This window comes from Streptomyces sp. NPDC007971 (assembly GCF_042958635.1).
Lineage (GTDB): Bacteria > Actinomycetota > Actinomycetes > Streptomycetales > Streptomycetaceae > Streptomyces.
The window spans coordinates 135,814-156,586 of record NZ_JBIBJK010000008.1; the positions used below are offsets into that span (position 1 = coordinate 135,814).

16 protein-coding genes are annotated in these 20,773 nt (G+C 71.7%); 10 read left to right on the top strand and 6 right to left on the bottom strand.

Features of this window, described 5'->3' with window-relative positions; genetic code table 11:
• Nucleotides 1-4: 4 nt before the first annotated feature.
• From mmsA to ACFZCP_RS18575, 4 genes are all read left to right on the top strand, one after another.
• Nucleotides 5-1,573 carry a multiple monosaccharide ABC transporter ATP-binding protein gene (gene mmsA, locus ACFZCP_RS18560; protein WP_391428102.1) on the top strand — a complete coding sequence of 523 codons (1,569 nt, stop codon included), beginning with the start codon at nt 5-7 and terminating at the stop codon, nt 1,571-1,573.
• On the top strand, nt 1,570-2,814 hold the full coding sequence (gene mmsB, locus ACFZCP_RS18565; protein WP_391428103.1) for a multiple monosaccharide ABC transporter permease: 1,245 nt from the start codon (nt 1,570-1,572) through the stop codon (nt 2,812-2,814). The genes mmsA and mmsB overlap by 4 nt, the downstream gene beginning before the upstream one ends.
• A gap of 36 nt (nt 2,815-2,850) precedes the next feature.
• On the top strand, nt 2,851-3,999 hold the full coding sequence (locus ACFZCP_RS18570; RefSeq protein ID WP_391428105.1) for a galactose-1-epimerase: 1,149 nt from the start codon (nt 2,851-2,853) through the stop codon (nt 3,997-3,999).
• A 101-nt stretch (nt 4,000-4,100) separates the two neighbouring features.
• Nucleotides 4,101-5,864: an aminotransferase class I/II-fold pyridoxal phosphate-dependent enzyme gene (locus tag ACFZCP_RS18575; protein WP_391428107.1), complete on the top strand. Its 1,764-nt coding sequence runs from the start codon at nt 4,101-4,103 to the stop codon at nt 5,862-5,864.
• A 99-nt stretch (nt 5,865-5,963) separates the two neighbouring features.
• Here the strand turns inward: ACFZCP_RS18575 and ACFZCP_RS18580 are convergent, their stop codons facing one another.
• Together ACFZCP_RS18580 and ACFZCP_RS18585 are read right to left on the bottom strand one after the other, a co-directional pair.
• On the bottom strand, nt 5,964-7,307 hold the full coding sequence (locus ACFZCP_RS18580; RefSeq protein ID WP_391428109.1) for a family 2 encapsulin nanocompartment cargo protein terpene cyclase: 1,344 nt from the start codon (nt 7,305-7,307) through the stop codon (nt 5,964-5,966).
• Nucleotides 7,308-7,312: 5 nt separating this feature from the next.
• Nucleotides 7,313-8,749 carry a family 2B encapsulin nanocompartment shell protein gene (locus ACFZCP_RS18585; protein ID WP_391428111.1) on the bottom strand — a complete coding sequence of 479 codons (1,437 nt, stop codon included), beginning with the start codon at nt 8,747-8,749 and terminating at the stop codon, nt 7,313-7,315.
• Between the two features lie 402 nt (nt 8,750-9,151).
• Here ACFZCP_RS18585 and ACFZCP_RS18590 point away from each other — a divergent pair, with 402 nt between their 5' ends.
• A complete protein-coding gene (locus ACFZCP_RS18590) occupies nt 9,152-9,913 on the top strand; it encodes a hypothetical protein (RefSeq protein ID WP_391428113.1) in 762 nt (253 codons plus the stop codon).
• A gap of 9 nt (nt 9,914-9,922) precedes the next feature.
• On the opposite strand, the gene ACFZCP_RS18595 is transcribed toward ACFZCP_RS18590, so the two are convergent.
• Both ACFZCP_RS18595 and ACFZCP_RS18600 read right to left on the bottom strand, forming a co-directional pair.
• Nucleotides 9,923-10,573: a DUF4360 domain-containing protein gene (locus tag ACFZCP_RS18595; protein WP_391428115.1), complete on the bottom strand. Its 651-nt coding sequence runs from the start codon at nt 10,571-10,573 to the stop codon at nt 9,923-9,925.
• A gap of 177 nt (nt 10,574-10,750) precedes the next feature.
• The gene (locus tag ACFZCP_RS18600) at nt 10,751-11,209 is read right to left on the bottom strand and encodes an Rrf2 family transcriptional regulator (protein WP_391428117.1); all 459 of its coding nucleotides are present in this window, start codon (nt 11,207-11,209) and stop codon (nt 10,751-10,753) included.
• A gap of 75 nt (nt 11,210-11,284) precedes the next feature.
• Here ACFZCP_RS18600 and ACFZCP_RS18605 point away from each other — a divergent pair, with 75 nt between their 5' ends.
• The 4 genes from ACFZCP_RS18605 to ACFZCP_RS18620 all read left to right on the top strand — a co-directional run bounded on the left by ACFZCP_RS18605 (nt 11,285) and on the right by ACFZCP_RS18620 (nt 17,869).
• Nucleotides 11,285-14,254: a beta-galactosidase gene (locus tag ACFZCP_RS18605; RefSeq protein ID WP_391428119.1), complete on the top strand. Its 2,970-nt coding sequence runs from the start codon at nt 11,285-11,287 to the stop codon at nt 14,252-14,254.
• Between the two features lie 396 nt (nt 14,255-14,650).
• The gene (locus ACFZCP_RS18610) at nt 14,651-15,256 is read left to right on the top strand and encodes a toxin-antitoxin system, toxin component family protein (protein ID WP_362678844.1); all 606 of its coding nucleotides are present in this window, start codon (nt 14,651-14,653) and stop codon (nt 15,254-15,256) included.
• Nucleotides 15,253-16,479, top strand: a complete 1,227-nt coding sequence (locus ACFZCP_RS18615; RefSeq protein WP_362678840.1) for an MAB_1171c family putative transporter — start codon at nt 15,253-15,255, stop codon at nt 16,477-16,479. The genes ACFZCP_RS18610 and ACFZCP_RS18615 overlap by 4 nt, the downstream gene beginning before the upstream one ends.
• Nucleotides 16,472-17,869: an FAD-dependent oxidoreductase gene (locus ACFZCP_RS18620; RefSeq protein ID WP_391428121.1), complete on the top strand. Its 1,398-nt coding sequence runs from the start codon at nt 16,472-16,474 to the stop codon at nt 17,867-17,869. The genes ACFZCP_RS18615 and ACFZCP_RS18620 overlap by 8 nt, the downstream gene beginning before the upstream one ends.
• Nucleotides 17,870-18,271: 402 nt before the next feature.
• On the opposite strand, the gene ACFZCP_RS18625 is transcribed toward ACFZCP_RS18620, so the two are convergent.
• Both ACFZCP_RS18625 and ACFZCP_RS18630 read right to left on the bottom strand, forming a co-directional pair.
• The gene (locus ACFZCP_RS18625; protein ID WP_391428123.1) at nt 18,272-19,117 is read right to left on the bottom strand and encodes an SMP-30/gluconolactonase/LRE family protein; all 846 of its coding nucleotides are present in this window, start codon (nt 19,115-19,117) and stop codon (nt 18,272-18,274) included.
• Nucleotides 19,114-19,887: an IclR family transcriptional regulator gene (locus tag ACFZCP_RS18630; protein ID WP_362678834.1), complete on the bottom strand. Its 774-nt coding sequence runs from the start codon at nt 19,885-19,887 to the stop codon at nt 19,114-19,116. Before ACFZCP_RS18630 ends, ACFZCP_RS18625 begins: the two co-directional genes overlap by 4 nt.
• A 96-nt stretch (nt 19,888-19,983) precedes the next feature.
• Between ACFZCP_RS18630 and ACFZCP_RS18635 the strand changes: the two genes are divergently transcribed.
• A complete protein-coding gene (locus tag ACFZCP_RS18635) occupies nt 19,984-20,583 on the top strand; it encodes a hypothetical protein (RefSeq protein WP_391428125.1) in 600 nt (199 codons plus the stop codon).
• Nucleotides 20,584-20,773 lie beyond the last annotated feature (190 nt).

Here is a 20,773-nt window from a genome sequence, read left to right on the forward strand (position 1 = left end):
GACCATGGCGGGACCCGTCCTGCAGATGCGCTCGATCGTCAAGACCTTTCCCGGTGTCACGGCGCTGTCGGACGTCACCCTGACCGTCCGGCAGGGCGAGGTCCACGCCGTCTGCGGGGAGAACGGCGCCGGCAAGTCCACCCTGATGAAGGTGCTCTCCGGCGTCCACCCGTACGGCAGTTACGCGGGAGACATCCTCTTCGAGGGGGAGGTCTGCCGCTTCAGGGACATCCGGGCGAGCGAGCGGCGCGGCATCGTCATCATCCACCAGGAGCTGGCGCTGGTGCCGTATCTCTCCGTCGCGGAGAACATCTTCCTCGGCAACGAGCACGCCCGGCGCGGGCTCATCAACTGGAACGACACCCTCGGACACGCCACCGAACTGCTGCGCCGGGTCGGCCTGGACGAGCATCCGCAGACCCGCGTCGCCGACATCGGCGTGGGCAAGCAGCAGCTCGTGGAGATCGCCAAGGCGCTCTCGAAGGAGGTGAGGCTGCTGATCCTGGACGAGCCGACGGCGGCCCTGAACGACGAGGACAGCGGCAAGCTGCTCGACCTCATCCTGGAGCTGAAGAACCAGGGCATCACCTCGATCATCATCTCGCACAAGCTGAACGAGATCCGCAAGGTCGCCGACTCGGTGACGATCGTCCGGGACGGCCGGTCCGTCGGGACCCTCGAGGTGAAGGCGCCCGGGACGACCGAGGAGCGGATCATCTCCGCCATGGTCGGCCGCGACCTCGACCACCGCTTTCCCGAACGCACTGCGCACCGGCCCGAGGAGGGCGCGGCACCGGCGCTGGAGATCCGGGGCTGGACCGTGCTCCACCCGATCGACCAGCAGCGCAAGGTCGTGGACGACGTGTCGCTCCGGGTGCGCCGCGGGGAGATCGTCGGCATCGCGGGCCTGATGGGCGCCGGCCGCACCGAACTCGCGATGAGCGTCTTCGGCCGCACCTACGGCCGGTACACGGGCGGCACGGTCCTCAAGGACGGCAGGGAGATCCGGACGAGGACCGTCGCCGAGGCGGTCGGGCACGGCATCGCCTACGTGACCGAGGACCGCAAGCACTACGGCCTCAACCTCATCGACACCGTCAACCGCAACATCTCCCTGACCGCGCTGCACAAGGTGGCCCGCAGGGGCGTCGTGGACGAGCACGAGGAGCGGCAGGTCGCCGAGGGCTTCCGCACGTCCATGAACATCAAGGCGCCGACCGTCTTCGAGCCGGTGGGCAAGCTGTCGGGCGGCAACCAGCAGAAGGTCGTCCTCAGCAAGTGGATCTTCGCCGGTCCCGACGTCCTGATCCTGGACGAGCCCACGCGCGGCATCGACGTGGGCGCCAAGTACGAGATCTACACGGTCGTCGACCGGCTCGCCGCCCAGGGCAAGGCGGTCGTCCTCATCTCCTCCGAGCTGCCCGAGCTGCTCGGCATGTGCGACCGCATCTACACCATGGCCGCGGGCCGGCTGACCGGAGAGGTGCCGCGGGCCGAGGCCACCCAGGAAGTGCTGATGCGCCACATGACGAGGGACAGGAAGAACACGAAGGACGAAGAGGTGACGCGATGAGCACGGATGTGACCGCCAAGAGCCCGGCCCCCGCGCCGCCGGGCAGGAGCGGACCGGCCGCCGGGTCCGGACTGCTCCGGCTGGTGCTGGACGGCCTGCGCCGCAACATGCGCCAGTACGGCATGCTGATCGCGCTCGGACTGATCGTGGTCCTCTTCGCGATCTGGACCGGCGGGGACCTGCTGCTGCCGCGCAACGTCTCCAACCTGGTGCTGCAGAACAGCTACATCCTGATCCTCGCGATCGGCATGATGCTGGTGATCATCGCCGGGCACATCGACCTCTCGGTCGGCTCGCTCACCGCGTTCGTCGGCGCGTTCGCGGCCGTGCTCACCGTGCAGCACCGGATGGCCTGGCCGATCGCCGTGGTGCTGTGCCTGCTGGTGGGCGCGGTGGCGGGCTCGGTCCAGGGCTTTCTGATCGCCTATCTCGGCATACCCTCCTTCATCGTCACCCTCGCCGGCATGCTCCTGTTCCGCGGGCTGACGGAGATCCTGCTCAAGGGGCAGACCCTCGGCCCGTTCCCGGACGGCCTGCAGAAGATGGGCAACGGCTTCCTGCCCGAGGCCGGCCCCGACACGAACTACCACAACCTCACCCTGCTGCTCGGGCTGGTGCTGATCGCGGCCGTGGTGGGGCAGGAGGTCCGCGACCGCCGCCGTCAGCAGGAGTTCGCCCTGGACGTGCTGCCCGTGCGGCTCTTCCTGCTCAAGCTGACCGCGCTCGTCGCCGCGGTCCTCGTGCCGGCCCTGCTGCTCGCCAGCTACAAGGGCGCCCCGATCGTGCTGATCATCCTCGGCGCGCTGGTGGCCGGCTACGGCTATGTGATGCGCAACGCGGTGTTCGGCCGCCACATCTACGCGATCGGCGGCAACCTGCCGGCGGCCAGACTGTCCGGTGTGAAGGACAGGAAGGTCACCTTCCACGTCTTCCTGAACATGGGCGTGCTCGCGGCCCTGGCGGGTCTGGTGGTCGCCGGCCGTCTGAACGCGGCCTCCCCGAAGGCGGGCGTCAACTTCGAACTGGAGGCGATCGCCTCGTCGTTCATCGGCGGCGCGTCCATGAGCGGCGGTGTCGGCACCGTCCTCGGCGCGATCATCGGCGGTCTCGTCCTCGGCGTGCTGAACAACGGCATGAACCTCCTGAGCGTCGGCACCGACTGGCAGCAGGTCATCAAGGGCGTCGCCCTGCTGGTGGCGGTCGGGTTCGATGTGTGGAACAAGCGCAAGTCCGGTTCGTGAGCACCCAGAAGCAGAGAAGCAGACAGGGAGCCGTACATGGAACTGAACAGACGCACGGTCATCGCCGGCGCCGCGGCCGCGGGCCTCGCCGCCACGACGCTCGGCTCCGCCGCCGAGGCCGCCCCGGGCAGGAGACCGGTGAAGGAGCTCTTCGGCACGCTCGCCGACGGCACGAAGGTGTACCGCTGGTCGCTGGAGAACGGCGGCACCCGGCTGGGGGTGCTGTCCTACGGCGGCATCGTCCAGTCGCTGGAGATCCCCGACCGGCACGGCCGGTACGCCAACGTCTCCCTCGGCTACGACGACCTCGCCTCCTATGCCGCCGGGACCACCTACTTCGGCGCCACCATCGGCCGGTACGGCAACCGCATCGCCAGGGGCCGCTTCAGCCTGGACGGCACGTCCTACCAGCTGTCGGTGAACGACGGCGTCAACAGCCTGCACGGGGGCGCCAAGGGCTTCAACACCAAGGTGTGGGACGTCGAGCCCTTCGTCTCGGGCCCCGATACCGGGCTGCGCCTGCACTGCACGAGCGCCGACGGCGAGATGGGATACCCCGGCACGCTGCGGACGAAGGTGACCTTCACCCTCACCCGGCACGGCGACTGGCGCATCGACTACGAGGCCACCACCGACAGGCCGACGGTCGTCAACCTCACGAACCACACGTACTACAACCTCGCGGGCGAAGGCAGCGGCAGCATCCACGACCACGAACTGTGGCTCGCCGCCTGCCGGTTCACCCCCCCCGACGCGGGCCTGATACCGACCGGCGAGCTGGCGCCGGTCGCGGGCACCCCGTTCGACTTCACCCGGCCCAAGCCGATCGGCCGGGACATCCGCACCGGTCACCCGCAGCTGGTCACCGCCAAGGGCTACGACCACAACTTCGTGCTCGACAAGGGGGTGACCGCGGGGCCGGAGCATGTGGTGACGCTGCGCGACCCCGGGTCCGGCCGCACCCTGAAGATCTTCACCGACCAGCCCGGCGTGCAGTTCTACTCGGGCAACTTCCTCGACGGCACACTGGTCGGCCCGTCCGGGCGCACCTACCGGCAGGGTGACGGCCTGGCCCTGGAGACCCAGCACTTCCCGGACTCGCCGAACGAGCCGTCGTTCCCCTCGACCGTGCTGCGACCTGGCCGGACGTACCGGACGACGACGATCCACTCGTTCTCGGCGTGAACCGGCTCACACACCGCACGAGTTGAACGCCACTGCTGTCCCCTCCGTATCCATGGGCGGCCCGTGCTCCCCCGCACGGGCCACCCTGGACGGAGGTTCCCTTGCCTGACAACGTCACCTCGTTGTTCCGCAACACCGCCGCGCACAGCCCTTCGATGGCGGCGCTGACGCGGGAGAGCGACGGGTCGGGCCCGGTGGACTTCTGCATTCCGTGCAACCCCTACTTCCCGACCCCCGCCATGTTCGAGGAGATGGCGGCCCGGCTGCGCGAGATCGTCACGTACTACCCGAGCGGCGCCGACACCATCACGGCCGAGCTGTGCAGCCTGCTCCAGCTGCCCCCGCAGTGCGTGGCGATGGGCAACGGCTCCACGGAGCTCATCACCTGGATCGACCACCTGCTGGTCCGGGAGTCCCTGGCCGTCCCGGTCCCCACCTTCGGCCGCTGGACGGACCAGCCGATGGAGACCGGCAAGCGGGTCGACATGTTCCCGCTCCAGGAGGCGAACGGCTTCGCGCTGGACCTCGCCCAGTACGCGGACTTCATCCGGGCGCGGGGCACGCGGGTGGCGGTGATCTGCAACCCGAACAACCCGGACGGGGGCTATCTGCGCAAGCAGTCCGTCGTGCAGTTCATGGACGCCATGGCGGACCTGGACCTGGTGATCGTGGACGAGTCGTTCCTGGAGTTCGCCGACGCGGAGGCCGAGCCGAGCGTCGTCCAGGAGGCGATGCTGCGGCCCAACGTCGTCGTCCTGCGCAGCCTCGGCAAGAACTTCGGCCTGCACGGCATACGCTTCGGCTATCTGGTGGCCAACCCGGCGCTGGCCGGCCGGGTCCGCTCGATGCTGCCGAAGTGGAACCTCAACTCCTTCGCCGAGCACGTGGTGTTCATGCTGAAGGAGCACGGCGCGGAGTACGCGCAGAGCCTGATGCAGGTGCGCCGTGACCGCCTGGAGATGGCCAGCCATCTCTCGGCCCTGCCCGGCCTGACCGTCTACCCCTCCCAGGGCAACTTCCTCTTCGTGCGCCTTCCCGTCGGTGCGGAGGGCACCGTGGTCCGCGACCGGCTGCTCACCGAGCACCGGATCCTGGTCCGCGAGTGCGGCAACAAGATCGGTTCGTCCAGCCGCTTCCTGAGACTCGTGGTGCGCCCCCAGGTCGACGTGCGTCGCCTGGTGTCCGGCCTGGAGCAGGTGCTCTACGGGTCCAGGAGGGGAGCCGCCGTACCCGAGCTGAGTACCGGGACCAGCTACAGCTCGGGTACGGCGGCCGTCGACCGCCTGATGAGCGAGACCAACGGGTCCGGCCTGCGCCTCACCGCGGCCGCGCCCGCCCCGGCCGCCGGCACCGGCATGCCGCTCCCCGCCGCCGTACCCCCGCCCGGCGGCGGGATGCCGATGCCGGCGGCAGCCCAGCCGGTCCCCGTGCAGCAGCCGGTGGCACCTGCCGCGACTCCGACGCCGCCGCCCGCACCGATGCCCGCACCGGTCATGCCTCCGCCCCCGATACCGGTGCCTGTCCAGGCGCCTGTTCCGGTGGCCCCCGCACCGGCCCCCATGCCGGTACCCGTCCCCATGTCGGCTCCGCCGGCCGCCGTCCCTGTCCCGGCCCCCCTTCCACCAGCCCCTGTCCCCGTCCCCGCCCCTTTCCCGGCCCCCGCCCCAGCCCCTGTTCCCGCTCCGGCCGCCATGGCCGGTCCCACCCCTCCGGGCGTCCCGGCCCGCGGGGGTCTCACCGCTGCCCAGGTCCGTGGCATGACGGCGCCGGGAACCCCGGCTCCCGGCCTGACCCCGGCGCCCGCGACCGGCTGGCCCAACGCCCAGAGCTGGCCGAACGCGGCCGGGATGGGACAGGCGGGGTAGCAGGCGTCGGCCCCTGGCGAAGGGGCAGCCGTACGCGGGCCGGCGACCGCTGTACCTGGTCACGGACGACAACGACAACGCCCGGCAGACGACCCGCTTCTACGCCCTCGCCGTCAGGGGTCTGTAGCGGGCGCTGCCGGCGTGCCACTCGCGGTTGCCGCCGAGCCATGCCCAGGTGCCGGCCAGGAAGCGGCGCAGCTCCGGCGAGCCGGTCAGGCAGAGGTCGGCCGCCTCCGCCTCGAAGGTGTGCATCAGCTCGTTGTGGATCCCGACGGTGCGCTCGACGGCCTCCTGGAGCGAGCAGTCGTCCTCGGCGGCGATCAGCCGGGGCAGGCTGAAGTCCTTCGGGTCCTCCTTGCCCATGGAGTAGAGGTCGTTGACGATCACGCCGGCCGTGCCCGCCATGGTGAACGCCCGCCGCACGCGCGGGTCGGCGAACTCGCCGTAGGGGATCTCGTAACCGGCGACCGCGTCGACGAGCACCATGCACGGCACGAAGCTGTTCTCGTGCCGGTGCATCAGGAACTCCCACACGGGTGGGGTGTGCCCGGAGGTGTGCCAGTAGCCCTCCTGGCCGTAGGCGACGAACATGATGGCCAGCTCGTGGCGGAGTCGGCGCACCTGTGAGGTGGTCGCGTACCCGGCGAGGTTGCGCAGGCAGTCGCGCAGGGCCCGCATGACCGGATCCGCCCCTACGACCGCTTCCAGCCGGGCGGCGTGGGCGAGGGGCAGATGTGCCTGGTCGACCACCGAGTGGGCGATCGCGAGCCGCCTGCCGAGCAGGTCGTGCCGGGCCTCTGCCGCGTCGCCGTCCACCCAGTGGTCGTCCACGGCCCACTCCGAGAGCGCACACTTGGCCGCCGCGAGCAGCCGTTCGGGGTCGTCGGACTCCGGATGCGCCAGCATGATCAGCCGGCCGAAGTCGGCCGAGCGGATCCTGTCGAGCTGCCCCGGGTAGATCCCGATCTGCTCGGCCCACTCGACCAGGCCCGCGGTGACCGTCTCGCCCAGCGCGGGGTCGTCCCGCACGGCGGGCGGGCAGTGGAGGCCGGGGGCGGGATCGGACGCCGGCCCCGCCGCCCGGCGGAGCGCTGCCGCGGCGCCGAGAGCCGCCGCCGAGGTGCCCAGCCCGGTGGGGCCGGGAGGCAGTACGGCCGCGCGAGGCCCGGACGCCCCGGGAGGCCGGCCGGTCACCGCAGGCGGCAGCGGGAGGGGCAGGCGCCGCGGGAGGGGCGGCATGGCGGCGCGGGCGGCGGTACGGGCGACGCTGCGGGCTGCGGAAGTGCCCGGCCCGGTCGGGCCAGCGGGCAGTCTCGGCCCGCGCGGCGCCGGTACGCCGGACGGCCCCCGTACCGGCGCCGGCGGGCCCGACAGCAGGGCCCGCACGAGTCCCGCCACGTCATGGGCCGCGGCGGGCGCCGTGACCCGGGAGATCAACGACACCGTCGTCAGCTCCCGTTCGTGCGGGCGATCTCGACGTTCTCCAGGACACCGAGGGCGTCGGGCACCAGCACGGCCGCCGAGTAGTAGGTGCTGACCAGGTAGGAGATGATCGCCTTCTCGTCGATGCCCATGAACCGCACGTTCAGGCCCGGCTCCACCTCGTCCGGGATCCCGGTCTGGTACAGGCCGACGACGCCCTGGTCGTCCTCGCCGGTGCGCAGGGCGATGATCGACGACGTGCCCTGCTCGCTGATGGGGATCTTGCCGCACGGCAGCAGCGGCACTCCGCGCCAGGCGGGCAGGTGGTTGCCGTGCAGTTCGACGCCGCCGAAGTAGATGCCGCGCTTGTTGCACTGGCGGCCGAACGCGGCGATCGCCTTGGGGTGGGCGAGGAAACAGCGGGTCTTGCGGCGCATGCTCAGCAGTTCGTCCATGTCGTCCGGGGTCGGCGGGCCCGAGTAGGTGGAGATCCGCTGGTCGAAGTCGGCGTTGTGGAGCAGGCCGAACTCCGGGTTGTTGACCAGTTCGTGCTCCTGCCGCTCACGCAGGGCCTCGATGGTCAGGCGCAGCTGCTGCTGCGTCTGGTTCATCGGCTCGTTGTAGAGGTCGGCGACCCTGCTGTGCACCCGCAGGACAGTCTGCGCCACGCTCAACTCGTACTCGCGCGGGGCGAGTTCATAGTCGGCGAAGGTCTGCGGCAGGGTCTCCTCGCCGACGTGCCCCGAGCTGAGGGCGATCGCCGCCTCGCCCGAACGGTTCAGCTTGCGGTGCCCGTTGGAACTGATCTGCTGCACGTGCGTGCGCAGCGCCTCGTGGCGGTCGGCGACCGTCCTGTACGCCGTCAGCGGCAGCGCGAGCACCGTGGCGGCGGTCGCCGCGCGGGCCGTGAAGTCCCACTTCTTGGCCTGTCCGGCCAGCAGCCGGCCGCCGAAGGTGTCCCCGTCGGCCAGCAGTCCGATCACGGTCTCGTCGCCGTAGGGCCCCTCGCCGATCTTCTCGACCTTGCCGTGCGCGATCAGGTACACGTGGTCGGCCTTGCGGCCCTCGTGCACGATGATCTGGCCCGGCGCGAACTCCTTCTGCACGAACCGGTCGGCCAGCGCTCCGAGCACGTCGCTGTCCGAGAAGCCGCGCAGCAGCGGCAGTTCGCCCAGCTCGGTGGGGACGACCTGGACCTTCGAGCCGGTCTTCACGAAGGACACCCGGCCGTCGCCGACCGTGTACGACAGACGGCGGTTGACCCGGTAGGTGGCGCCGGGCACGTTCACCCAGGGCAGCATGCGGCTCGCCCAGCGGGAGCTGATGCCCTGCATCTGGGGTTCGGACTTGGTGATGGTGGCGAGATTGCGCGCCGCCGCGGTGCTGAGGCTCTGCTGCCCCCGCTGCTGGGCCGCCCCCGCGTCCGGTCCCGCCGCCGGTGCTGTCGCCGTGTCGAGTGGCATGACTCTCCCTCGTCTCCCGTGGCACAAGAGGTCGCGACGACCCGTCGTCGTCACACTGCGTGCACAGGACTATCAGAGGCGCCGTCACGTTGAGTAAGGGAAACGGGCGGCGCATGAAGGGAGTCCGGCCCGCAGTCTGCGCTCCCGTGCGCCCCGACCGACGAGATGCACTGCTCAGATCGATCGGAGGTCAACCCGTGGGACGCCGGTACCCGTGAAGGTGGCAAACACTCACCGTAGTCGACTGTGAGAACGTAAGTACTCCACATCCACGGCCTGTCGGCGCCAGGCCGCCCTCGACGCACACGGCCCCGCTCCCTCCCCCACCGCCCGGGCCGGCTTCCTCGCGTACGCCGCGAACCGGCCGTTGGGATTCGATGCCCCGCCACTATGCTCCCCGGCATGACCATCAACGGGGCCCTGGCCGACATCCTCGATCGCGGTGCCGCCGCCGCCGAGTCGGAGCAACTGCTCGCCGCTCTCGCGGACCACGGGGTGTACGTCCCCGTGCAGGGGAACGGCTCGGTGCTGTTCCTGCAGAACAGTGAGGACGGCGCTCCCGTCCTTCCCGGCTACGTCAGCGAGGAGTGCTGTGCCGAGCAGTTGCCGGAGGCCGTCGGCGCGGTCCACTGCGACGCCCTGCGGCTGCTGGACATCTCGCAGCAGACCGGGGTCGGCCTCCTCGCGCTCCATTCGGCCACGAACTGGGCGCGGGTGCCGCTGCCGCTGCTGTCCCAGACGTTGCGCGAGCGGGGCCAGCAGGTGGGAGGGCAGCAGCTGAGGCTCACCTGGTCGACGCATCCCGTCGCGGTGGCGCTGCGCGATGCCCTGGTGGGACGGGTGCGCCGGTTCCCGGCCGTCCGTACGGTCTGGGTGTCGCAGGCCCGCCGCATGGACACCGGCTTCGAACACCTGATGCTGCACGTGGCCGTGGACGAGCCGCTGCCGTCGGCCTCCGCGCACCGGCTGATGGAGACGCTGCTCGCCGAGGATGTCGTACTGCCCGACGGCGCTCCCCAGGTGGGGCTGCTCGCGCTGAACACCACCACCCACGCGGCGACGATCGCCGAACTGGAGCGCATGGGCCTGGACACCGTACGGTCCGATGCCGCAACCGGGCGCGTCGAAGTGGTCTCCCGGGAGTTCGACGCGCCTCGGCAGTGATCGGCTAGCTCACGCGCGCGGGCACTGCTTCCATGCCAGGTGGTACACCGTGCTGATGTCCCCGTCGGTCGAGTCCATCGTCATGAAGCTGACCTTGCCCGGGGAACTGCCCGCGTTCACCCGCAGCTCGGTGTTGATGTTGAAGTTGCGGAGCACCCCGCAGGGGGACCAGACCAGTTGGGCCCAGTCGGTGCTGTCGGTGGCCTGCCAGTCGTCGTTGTAGGCGCCGCTGAAGGGGTGGGTCCTGGCCGCCGTACTCGAGGAGCCCTGGAAGTAGTACGAGGCCTTCTGGGTGGCGGACGCACCCGGCTGGAGCGAGAGGAAGCCCCGGTAGTCCGCGCTGGCGACCGCGTAGGTGAAGCCCTGCGGGACGTGTACGACCAGGTTGAGCTGGCAGTTCTTGCGGAAGGCCGTGGGGTCGGAGTTGCCGCCGGCCTGGGCCAGGTAGTTGCTGTAGGTCACCGTGAAGGCGGTGTTGTCCGGGGACACGGCGACTGCGGCCGTTCCCGCGGGACAGCCCGAGCCGTTCACCGTGGCGACGTCGATGACGATCTTGTCCGGGGGCGGGTCGTCGAAGACGGGGGACGAGGAGGTCGAAGCGGGTATCGCGGTGGTGAGCAGAGCGGCTAAGGCACCGCTCAGCAAGAGTCCACCAGCCATGGTCTCTCCCGGTTGTCGAGTGGGGGGTTTCAGCCTCCGGCCCATCCGTTCAACCTTGAAGAATCTGTGCGGAAACTGTGAAGGAGGGGGAGGCGAGGGAATCGTAGGAAGCCCCGCGCCGACGTGCGAGGGTGAACTCCGGCCATTCACTTCGGGCCGTTCACACCTGTCCGGCCGCTAGGGGTTCTCCCACGCCGCCGGTTCCGCCGCCAGGGCCCGTACCGGCTCCGGCAGGGTGTCCGTCGCCAGGTCGGCGATGGTGACGCCCTCCAGGATGCGGCGCACATTGGCGCGCAGGGCGATCCACAGGGGCAGCAGCGGCTCGGCGGTTCCCGTGTACGACAAGCCCGTGGGGCGCTCTCCCCGTACCGACACGATCGGGCCGTCCACCCCCCGGATGACATCCGCCACAGTGATCGCGGCGGCGGGCCGGGCCAGCCGGTAGCCACCGCCCCCGCCACGCCGGCTGTCGACGATTCCGGCACGTCGCAGGTCGCCCAGGATGCCTTCCAGGAACTTGTGGGGAATGTCCTGCACGGCGGCGATCTCCTCCGCCTTCACCGGGCCGTCGCCCTGCCGTACGGCCAGCTCCAGTACCGCCCGTACCGCGTAATCCGCCCGTGCCGAGATCCTCATGCGTCCATTGTGGGGCGCACCTCCATGGACAATGGCCGGACCGCGCCCCCGTAAGATCGCCCGGGAGGATCCACCTTGGCGCTCAGCAGACGTACCTTCAGTGCCCTGGCCGGCTCGGCCGCGCTCGGCTTCGCCCTGGGCGGCAGCGGCGGCCCAGGGGCCTCCTCGGCCTACGCCGCGCACAGTGTGCCGACCGGCCCGGCGCCCGCCCCGCCGCGCGCCGACGGAGAGCGTCACACCATCGGGTACGACCAGTACTCGCTGCTGGTCGACGGCCGGCGGCTGGTCGTGTGGTCCGGCGAGATGCATCCCTTCCGGCTGCCCAGCCCCTCCCTGTGGCGGGACGTGCTGCAGAAGATGCGGGCTCACGGGTACAACGCCGTGAGCATCTACGTGTCGTGGAACTACCACTCCCCCGCGCCGGGGCAGTACGACTTCTCCGGCATCCGGGATCTAGACCTGTTCCTGCGCATGGCCACCGAGACCGGGCTGTACGTGATCCTCAGGCCCGGCCCGTACATCAACGCCGAGATCGACGGCGGCGGCTTCCCGGGCTGGCTGACCGCGACGAAGGGGACGGCGCGCACCGCCGACCCCACCTATCTGTCGCACGTGGACGAGTGGCTGACCCAGGTGAACCGGATCGCCCACCGGCATCTGTTCACCCGGGGCAAGGGCACGATCCTGCTCTACCAGATCGAGAACGAGTACGACGCCCACGTCCACGAGGCGGCCGGCCGGGACTACATGTCCCATCTGTACAAGAAGGTCCGGGCGGACGGGATCGACGTCCCCCTCTTCCACAACGACAAGGGCCGCAACGGCTACTGGACGCCGGGCTCCTTCGACACCGGCGGGGAGAAGGGCGGCTGGCTGTACGGCTTCGACGGGTATCCGTCGCCGGCGCAGACGCCGCCGGACTGGGGGCACTTCGGGCCCGGCGGGCTCACCGGCGGGGCCACCGCCTCACCGCGCACACCGGGCTTCGTGCCCGAGTTCGGCGGCGGCTGGTTCGACCCGTGGGGCGGGGCCTGGTTCGACGGCAAGGGGTACGCCGAGTCGCGGCGCACCCGGGACTCGGCCTACGAGCGGCGCTTCTACCTGACCAACCTCGCCAACGGCCTCACCCTGCACAACGTGTACATGACCTTCGGCGGCACGTCGTGGGGCTGGCTGCCCGCGCCCGTCGTCTACACGTCGTACGACTACGGCGCCGCCATCGACGAGGGCCGCAACGTCACCGAGAAGATCGCCGCGATGCACACGCTCGGGCATCTGCTCCAGCGCGTGCCCGACTTCGCCCGCCTAGACCGGGCGGCGCAGGTGAAGGCCGAGGGGCTGAAGGTCTACCACCTGACCAACCCGGACACCGGCGCCCATGTGTACGTGGCCCGCAACGACGGGAGCGAGCAGGTCACCACCGACCTGCCCACGGACGCCGGAAAGCTGCCGATCACCGTGCCCGCGCACGACGCCCGCATGCTGGCCACCGGACTCCCGCTCGGCAAGCGGACGATGAAGTACTCCACGGCCCAGCCCATGCTGTGCGTGACGGCCGGGCGGCAGGAGATCGCGGCGTTCACGGGGCGCCGCGGCGACATGGCGGAGCTGGTCCTCAAGTGCCCCGAGGACCCCGTCGTCACCCGGCTCGACCCGGAGGCCGCCTGGGCGTACGACAGCAACGAACTGCACGTCAACACGCCCCTCGGGGCGGGCGGTCTCACCCGTGTGCTGGTCGACAAGGGCGAGAGCGACACCCCGCTGCTGCTGCTCTTCGCCGACGACGACACCGCCGTGCGGATCTTCCCGTACGACACCCCGTCCGGCACCCTGCTGGTGTACGGCCCGGCCCTGCTGCGCCACGCCGAGCTGCGCGGCTCCGAGGTGCATCTGACGGGTGACGTCATCGGGACGACCAGCATCGAGGTGTGGGGCCCGCGCGGGATCGGGAGCCTGGTGTGGAACGGCCGCAAGGTGGAGACCCGGGTGACGATGTCCGGCAGCCTGATGACCACCGGGATGCTGCCCGCCGTGCCCGAGGTGCAGCTGCCCCGGCTGGGCGGCTGGCGGATGCGCACGGAGAACCCGGAGGCCGGGCCGAACTTCGACGACTCCTCCTGGCGGAGGGCCGACAAGACGTCGTCGTACAGCGTCACTCCGGTCCCCAAGGGCCGGCCGGTGCTGTTCGCCGACGACTACGGCTTCCATTACGGGGACGTCTGGTACCGGGGGACCTTCACCGACTCCTCGGGCATCGAGGAGGTCTCGCTCGCCTACAGCACCGGCACGCAGGGCCTGCTGATGGCATGGCTGGACGGGGAGCCGCTGGGCACCCACCGGATGCCGGTGCCGGACAAGGACAGCACGGCGAGGAAGGGCAGCTGGGACGCCACCGCCGTCTTCCCGGTGCGGGAACGGCTGCGCACGCCCGGCCGGCACGTGCTGTCGGTCCTCGTCCGGCGCATGCAGCGCGACATGGACGGCAAGGCGCTCGACACCCACAAGGCGGCCCGCGGGCTGAGCGCCGCCCTCTTCAAGGGGGCTTCGCCCGAGGTGACCTGGCGCATCCAGGGCGAGGCGGCGCCGGATCCGGTGCGCGGGCCGCTGAACAACGGCGGACTGTACGGCGAGCGGGAGGGCTGGCACCTGCCCGGCTTCCGCGACCGGGACTGGGAGGCGGTGACCTTCCCGCGGGCGGAGCGGCGCCAGGGCGTGACCTGGTACCGGACGACGTTCCGGCTGTCCGTGCCGTCCGACATCGACGCCTCGGTCGGCCTGACCCTCCAGGACGACCCGTACCGGGCCTACCGGGCGCAGATCTTCCTCAACGGCTGGAACATGGGCCAGTACATCAACAACGTCGGCCCGCAGCACACCTTCGTCCTGCCGAACGGCATCCTGCGCACCCGGGGCACCAACACGCTCGCCCTGGCGGTCCTGTCGGAGTACACCACGCTGTCCGGGCCGGGGAAGGCCGAGCTGACGCTGCTGGGCCGGGCGGCCGGGGGAACGCCGGTGGCCGAGGTGCCTTCCCCGGGCCGCTGAGGGTCCGCCCCGCCGGAGACGCAGCTTCACGGCTGCGGGCCGGCGGGGCCGGTGTGCGCCTTCCGGGATGGGTGTGCGCCTTCCGGGGCGGGTGGCCGGTGGGGCGTCGGCGGGTGCGGGTGTCCTCGGGCGGGCGCGCAGTTCCCCGCGCCCCTCAAGGGCGTGGGAGCGGCCCCGGCGCTCCCCCTCACTCGACATGTCGGACGGAAACCACGCTCTGAGGGAACCCGTGGATTCGACGGCGCGTGCGTCAACGAGCCGTACGCGGACCTCCGTTCACCTGTACACACATGCGGTCATTCCTCGTTGAACAACGGTCGCCGGATCGCATGACGTGACCACACGCGGGCGCGTACGCTCTGACGAGCCGCACACCGGCGGTGAGGAGGGGGACCGATGACCATCGCGGGCGCGCGACAGCGAGCGGCACGGCTGGCCGCACGGCTGCGTCGCTCCCGTCCGGGCTCGGCGATGCGCTCACTCGCCGCCGACCTCGCCGCCGCCGTCTGCGCACGACCGCAGACACAGGGCGGCGTACGGGACCTGTGCCGGGCGCTGTGCGAGGAGATGAGCGCGCGGCGGGCCGGGCGGCCGGTGGAGCTGCGCTTCGAGCGCTTCCCGGACGAGATCGAAGTCACCGGTCTGTGCGTGGAGTTCCAGGACTTCGACCTGGTCATCGTGGAGGAACGGGCCGCAGCCATGCAGCAACTGGTCATCCTCGGGCACGAGTTGTGGCATCTGCACGCAGGTCACCGGCACCACGACCTGGCCGGGGCCGCCGCGGCCCGCGCGCTCGCGGACGAGCCCGCCCTGCGCGACATGGCACTGACGGCGGCCGCCCGCAACGGCTCACGGGAAGCCGACGAGGCCGACGCCGACGACTTCGGTCACCGCCTGGCCACTCTGTTGCGGCCCCGGCTGACCAGTCCCGGCCCCGGTGCACCCCTCGACCCGGTCCAGCGCTCCCTCGGCTATCGCGGACGCGGCGGAGCCACGCGGTGACCCTGGCGCTGAACCCCGCCGGCATCCTCAGCGAGTTCTACATCTCCTTCTGGATCCCGACCGCCGTGCTCACCGCCGCCCTGGTGATCAAGCTGCCCACCATCATCCGGCTGTGGCGGGACCCGCTGCTGCGCGCGGTCGGCGGGCTGCTGCTGCTCGCCTGCGGGGTGTTCGTCTTCTGCACGCCCTCCACGATCGCCACCGTCAACCGGCTGGCCGGCGTACCCAACATCTCCGCACCCTGGTGCTACTCGCTGATCACCGCGTTCTGCGGGTCCTGTCTGCTGCTGATCATCACCTGGCGCAACGGCCTGCCCGACCGCTCGGCCGTCACCCGGCGGGCACTGCGCTGGGTCGTCTCGGTCTACTCCGGGGTGATCGTCGCCCTGTGGGGGCTGTTCCTGCTCGCCGACGCCCCCGTGGAGCGGCTGCGGGACCTGGACACGTACTACGCCACCACCCCGTTCATGAGGGAGGAGATCCTCCTCTACCTCGTCGCGCACGCCGTGGCCGTCCTGATCACCTCCAGACTGATCTGGAACTGGGTGCGCACCGAGGGACTGGACGCCTGGCTGCGCTGGGGGCTGAAGCTGCTCGGCGCCGGCTACGTGATGAACCTGATCTTCGACGCGTCCAAGCTGACCGCCGTCACCGCGCGCTGGTTCGGGCGGAACCTGGACTGGCTCAGCACCGACCTCGCCCCGCCCGAGGCCGCCCTGTCCGCCATCCTGATCGCGGTCGGCTTCATCCTGCCGCACGCCGGACAGTACCTGCACGACCGCTGGCGGGTGCGGCGCGCCCACCGCGAACTGGGGCCGCTGTACCAGCTGATGCGGGCCGCGAGCGGCGAAGGCGTGCCGCTCGTGCTGCGGGCCACCCCCGAGCTGCGGCTGACCCGGCGCGAGACCTTCATCCGGGACGTGCTGCTGCCGCTGGCCCGGCACATGGACACCGGCCTGGGCCGGCGCTCGTACGAGGCCGCGCTCGGCCTCGGCCACCCGCCGGAGCGCGCCCGGGCCCTGGCGGCCGCGGTGAGCATCCTGGACGCGATCGAGGCCAGGCACCGCCACCCCGAGCCGCCCGAACCCGCCGAGGGGCCCGACACCACGAGCCTGCTGCAGGAGATCGGTGCGGTGTCCCGGGCCCTGCGCCACCTTGACGAGATCGAGGCGGTACGTGCCCGTGCGGCCGCCCCAGCAGAGAGCGTGCCCGTCCATGAGTGACCGCCCCACCACCGCCGTCGTCCTCGGCGGCTCCCTCGCCGGCATGCTCGCCGCCCGGGCCCTGGCCTCCTTCGCCGACCGGGTCGTCGTCATCGAGCGGGACACGCTGCCCGAAGGCCCCCGGCCGCGCCGCGGCCTGCCGCAGGCCCGGCACGTCCACCAGCTGTGGTCGGGCGGGGCGCGGGCCCTGGAAGAACTGCTGCCGGGCATGACGGCGCTGCTGCGGGCGGCGGGGGCCCACCGGCTTCCGGTCACCACGGACATCGTGTGCCTGTCCCCGCACGGCTGGTACCGGCGGTGGGCCGAGTCCCACCACATGATCCTGTGCAGCCGCGACCTGCTGGACGCGACCGTGCGCGCGCAGGTGCTCGCCGACGAACGGATCGAGGTCGTCGAACGGGCCGAGGCGGTCGGGCTCGCCGGCACGGACGCGGCGGTCACCGGCGTCCGGATCCACCCGCACGACGGCGACGAGCACACGGTCGCGGCCGAGCTGGTCGTCGACGCGACCGGGCGGGGCTCGTGCGCGCCCCGCTGGCTGGCCGGGCTGGGGCTGCCCGCGCCCGAGCGGCGGGAGGTCAACTCCGGCATCACCTACGCCAGCCGGCTGTACCGGGCGCCCGAGCAGGCGCGGGACGGCTTCCCGGTGGTGAACCTCCAGCCGGATCCGCAGGCGGGAGAGGCGGGCCGCGGCGGTGTGCTCCTGCCGGTGGAGAACGGGCAGTGGCTGGTGACGCTCCACGGCTCCCGGGGCGGCGAACCCACCGCGGACACCGACGACTTCCTGCGCTACGCCGGGCAGGAGCTGCGGCACCCGATCATCGCCGAACTGCTCGCCGGTGCGGAGGCGCTCAGCGAGGTCACGGTCACCCGGACCACCGCGAACCGGCGCTACTTCTACGAGCGGATGCCGGTGTGGCCGGAGAACTTCGTGGCCCTCGGGGACGCGGTGTGCGCGCTGAACCCGGTGTACGGGCACGGGATGTCGGTCTCGGCCCAGTCGGCGCTGACGCTGCGGAACGTGCTGCGGCGCCGGGGTGGACTGGGAGCCGCCGGTCTGGCCCGGCACGTCCAGAAGGAAGTGGGGCGTACGGTCCGTACGGCCTGGGACCTGGCGATCGGGGCGGACGTGTTCTACCCGGGCGCCACGGAGTCCGGCCCCACCCTGCGCGACCGGGTCCTGTCCGCCTACGTCAACCGCCTGCTGCACGCCGCGACGGGCAACGGCCGTGTCGCCCGCAGGGTCACCGACGTGACGTCCCTGGAGCGGGGGCCGGAGACGCTGCTGGCTCCGGGGATGCTGGTCGCTGCCGCGGTGGGGCCGCTGAAACCGCGGCTCGTGGCTCCGCCGCTGACACCGGAGGAACGAAAGGCTGCGGGGGTTTTGTAGGGGCGGGTGCGGGGTGATCGGCGCCGTGGGTGGGTGCGGTGCGGTGCCGGGTGCGGGTGTGTGGGGGCCGATCGCGCCGTTCCCCGCGCCCCTACAAGGCCGGCGCTTGGCTGCTGTGCGTGGGCGGGGGCGGGTGCATGGGGGCCGATCGCGCAGTTCCCCGCGCCCCTACAAGGCCGGCGCTTGGCTGGCGTGCGTGGGCGGGTGACGGTGCGTGGGGGCCGATCGCGCAGTTCCCCGCGCCCCTACAAAGCCGGCGCTTGGCTGCTGTGCGTAGGCGGGTGCGGGTGCGTGAGGGGTGATCGCGCGGTTCCCCGCGCTCCTTCAGGGGGCTTGGCTGTGGGTGGTCGTGTGGCCGGGGTGGGTGAGGGGTCCTCCCGTTGCGTCGGTCGCCGGCGTCGTTCAGCCCTCGAACGGCGGTTGTGGCAGGCCCTTTCCCGCCCCCGGCACGACCAGGAGCGAGCCCGACAGGGGGTGTGGGGCCGGCAGGCCCACGCGGGCCGTCGTGATGTACAGGTCGGTCAGGTCCGGGCCGCCGAACGCGCAAGCCGTCGTGCGCGGCGTCGGCAGGGTGATGACGCGGTCCAGCTCGCCGGACGGCGTGTAGCGGCGCACCGCTCCCCCGTCCCACAGGGCGACCCAGACGCACCCCTCCGCATCGACCGTCAGGCCGTCGGGGAAGCCGGCGCCCTGCTCGATCTCCGTCAGGGTGCGGCGGTTGCGCAGGCCCTCGCCGTCGTGGTCGAAGACGTCCACACGCCGGGTCGGGGTGTCGGCGTAGTACAGGAGGCGGCCGTCGGGGCTCCACCCGGTGCCGTTGCTGACCGTGACGCCGGGGAGGACGACGCGCACCTCTCCGTCGCCGGTCAGGCGGGACAGCGTGCCGCCGCCCGGCGCCTCGTCGTAGCGCATCGTGCCCGCCCACAGGGACCCGTCGGGGGCCACCGCCGCGTCGTTGGCGCGGCGGCCGGGCACCGGCTCGTGGTGCAGCCAGCGGAACGTGCCGTCGGGGTCCAGCAGGCCGACGCCGTCGCGCAGGTTCAGCACCAGGCCGCCGCCCGAGCGCGGCTTCGCCGCGCCGACGTGCTGCTCCGTCGTACGCACGGTCCGGCGGCCCGAGGCGGGCTCGTACGTGTGGATGCGCATGCCCAGGATGTCCAGCCAGATCAGGCGGCCCGTGGCCGGGTCCCACGTGGGGCCCTCGCCGAGCGTCGCCCGGGCCCGGACGGCGACCTCGTACCCGGTCATGCGCCGCCCCGGTGCCCGAGCCGCTCCGACAGCTCGCCGGCCCCCTTGACGGCCAGCTGCTCCAGCTCCGCCCGGCGCTCCTCGCTCCAGCGGATCATGGGGACCGAGATGGAGAGGGCGGCGACCACCTGGCCCGCGCGGTCGCGCACCGGGGCCGCCACACAGGACACGTCCGGGTTGGACTCGCGGCTCTCCAGCGCGATGCCCCGCTGCCGGATCCCGGCCAGGGCCTCGCGCAGGGCGGCGGGATCGGTGATGCTGTTGGGCGTCATCGAGGTCAGCTCGGTGCCGTCCGGAATCCGCGCCGCCAGCTCCTGCTCCGGCAGCGAGGCCAGCAGCATCTTGCCGACCGAGGTGCAGTGGGCGGGCAGTCGGCGCCCCGCGGCCGAGACCATGCGCACCGCGTGCGTGGAGTCGACCTTGGCGATGTAGATGACGTCGGTACCTTCGAGGATGGCCACGTGGACCGTCTCGTCGCAGGTCTCGGCCACCGAGCGGGCCACCTGCTGTCCCTCGGCGGCGAGGTCGAGCTGCTCGGCGTAGCGGCTGCCGAGCTGGTACGGGCGTACGCCGAGCCGGTACCGTCCGGGCTGTCCCGGCACCTGCACGATGTACGCGCGAGCGGCGAGCGTGGTGACCAGCTCGTGCACGGTGGTGCGCGGCAGCTGCAGTCTGCGCACGATGTCGGGGGCGGAGAGCGTCCCGTCCCCGTCGAGGAACAGTTCCAGAATGTCGAGAGCCCGGGTCACGGCAGGCACGAGGCGTCCCACGTCCGGCCCCCTCCCTTGGTCTGAGCAGCCTGTTCGAGATTTCAACAGGCGATCGGCATGACGAACACAGGCTAGCCATGGAGGGTTGCGCGGGCAATGGCCGGGACCGGGCCGGGCACCATGGGTGCCATGCATCTCGACTTCCAGCTGGTGCTGCTGCGCCGCATGGCCGACCACAACCCGGACCTGGTCGAGGACGCCCGGCGTGAACTGGGCGCCTCGCTCGCGGACATGCGGGAGGCCAACAAGCGCTGGCAGGCGATGGTCCGGTCGCCCCGGTCGCGGTCCGCCGCCGCCCGCTACCGCTCGGTCCTCGGCGAACCGGAGGCGGTCGTGAAGCGCCGCCTCGGCGACATCGACTGCGAGGCCCGGCAGTGGGCCCTGCCCCTCTGGCCCGGCCTGCGCTTCGAGATCCTGGTCTCCCCCGACGGCGCGGTCTGGAACGAGTGGCTGGTGCGCGCACCGGGCGCCCCCGTGCCCGACCTGCGCGCCCTCGAAGACCTGACCCCGTGGTCCTGCACCGTGGACGAGGCCGCTCGCGCCTTCGCCCCGGCCCGCCCGCTGGAGGGCACGGCCCCCACACGCTGGGGACTGGCCTTAACCGCGCCCGACCGGGACGGGGTACGGCTGGAGGTGGTCGCCGAGTTCACGTGGGGGCTGCTGCAGCGGACGGCGCTCGTCGGCCTCGCCGACTGAGGGATCGGTCGCCGAGGCCGAAGGGTCAAGCACCGGGCTGAGGGATCGGTCGCCGAGGCCGAAGGGTCGAGCACCGGGCTGAGGGATCGGTCGGCGAGGCCGAAGGGTCGAGCACCGGGCTGAGGGATCGGTCGGCGAGGCCGAAGGGTCGAGCACCGGGCTGAGGGATCGGTCGGCGAGGCCGAAGGGT

What these genes read in the sequence shown, in the direction of transcription:
- ACFZCP_RS18590 (WP_391428113.1), top strand. Translation starts at nt 9,152, where the DNA reads ATGACCATCAACGGGGCCCTGGCCGACATCCTCGATCGCGGTGCCGCC.
- ACFZCP_RS18595 (WP_391428115.1), bottom strand. Translation starts at nt 10,573, where the DNA reads ATGGCTGGTGGACTCTTGCTGAGCGGTGCCTTAGCCGCTCTGCTCACC.
- mmsA (WP_391428102.1), top strand. Translation starts at nt 5, where the DNA reads ATGGCGGGACCCGTCCTGCAGATGCGCTCGATCGTCAAGACCTTTCCC.
- ACFZCP_RS18620 (WP_391428121.1), top strand. Translation starts at nt 16,472, where the DNA reads ATGAGTGACCGCCCCACCACCGCCGTCGTCCTCGGCGGCTCCCTCGCC.
- ACFZCP_RS18600 (WP_391428117.1), bottom strand. Translation starts at nt 11,209, where the DNA reads ATGAGGATCTCGGCACGGGCGGATTACGCGGTACGGGCGGTACTGGAG.
- ACFZCP_RS18625 (WP_391428123.1), bottom strand. Translation starts at nt 19,117, where the DNA reads ATGACCGGGTACGAGGTCGCCGTCCGGGCCCGGGCGACGCTCGGCGAG.
- ACFZCP_RS18570 (WP_391428105.1), top strand. Translation starts at nt 2,851, where the DNA reads ATGGAACTGAACAGACGCACGGTCATCGCCGGCGCCGCGGCCGCGGGC.
- ACFZCP_RS18635 (WP_391428125.1), top strand. Translation starts at nt 19,984, where the DNA reads ATGGCCGGGACCGGGCCGGGCACCATGGGTGCCATGCATCTCGACTTC.
- ACFZCP_RS18585 (WP_391428111.1), bottom strand. Translation starts at nt 8,749, where the DNA reads ATGCCACTCGACACGGCGACAGCACCGGCGGCGGGACCGGACGCGGGG.
- ACFZCP_RS18610 (WP_362678844.1), top strand. Translation starts at nt 14,651, where the DNA reads ATGACCATCGCGGGCGCGCGACAGCGAGCGGCACGGCTGGCCGCACGG.
- mmsB (WP_391428103.1), top strand. Translation starts at nt 1,570, where the DNA reads ATGAGCACGGATGTGACCGCCAAGAGCCCGGCCCCCGCGCCGCCGGGC.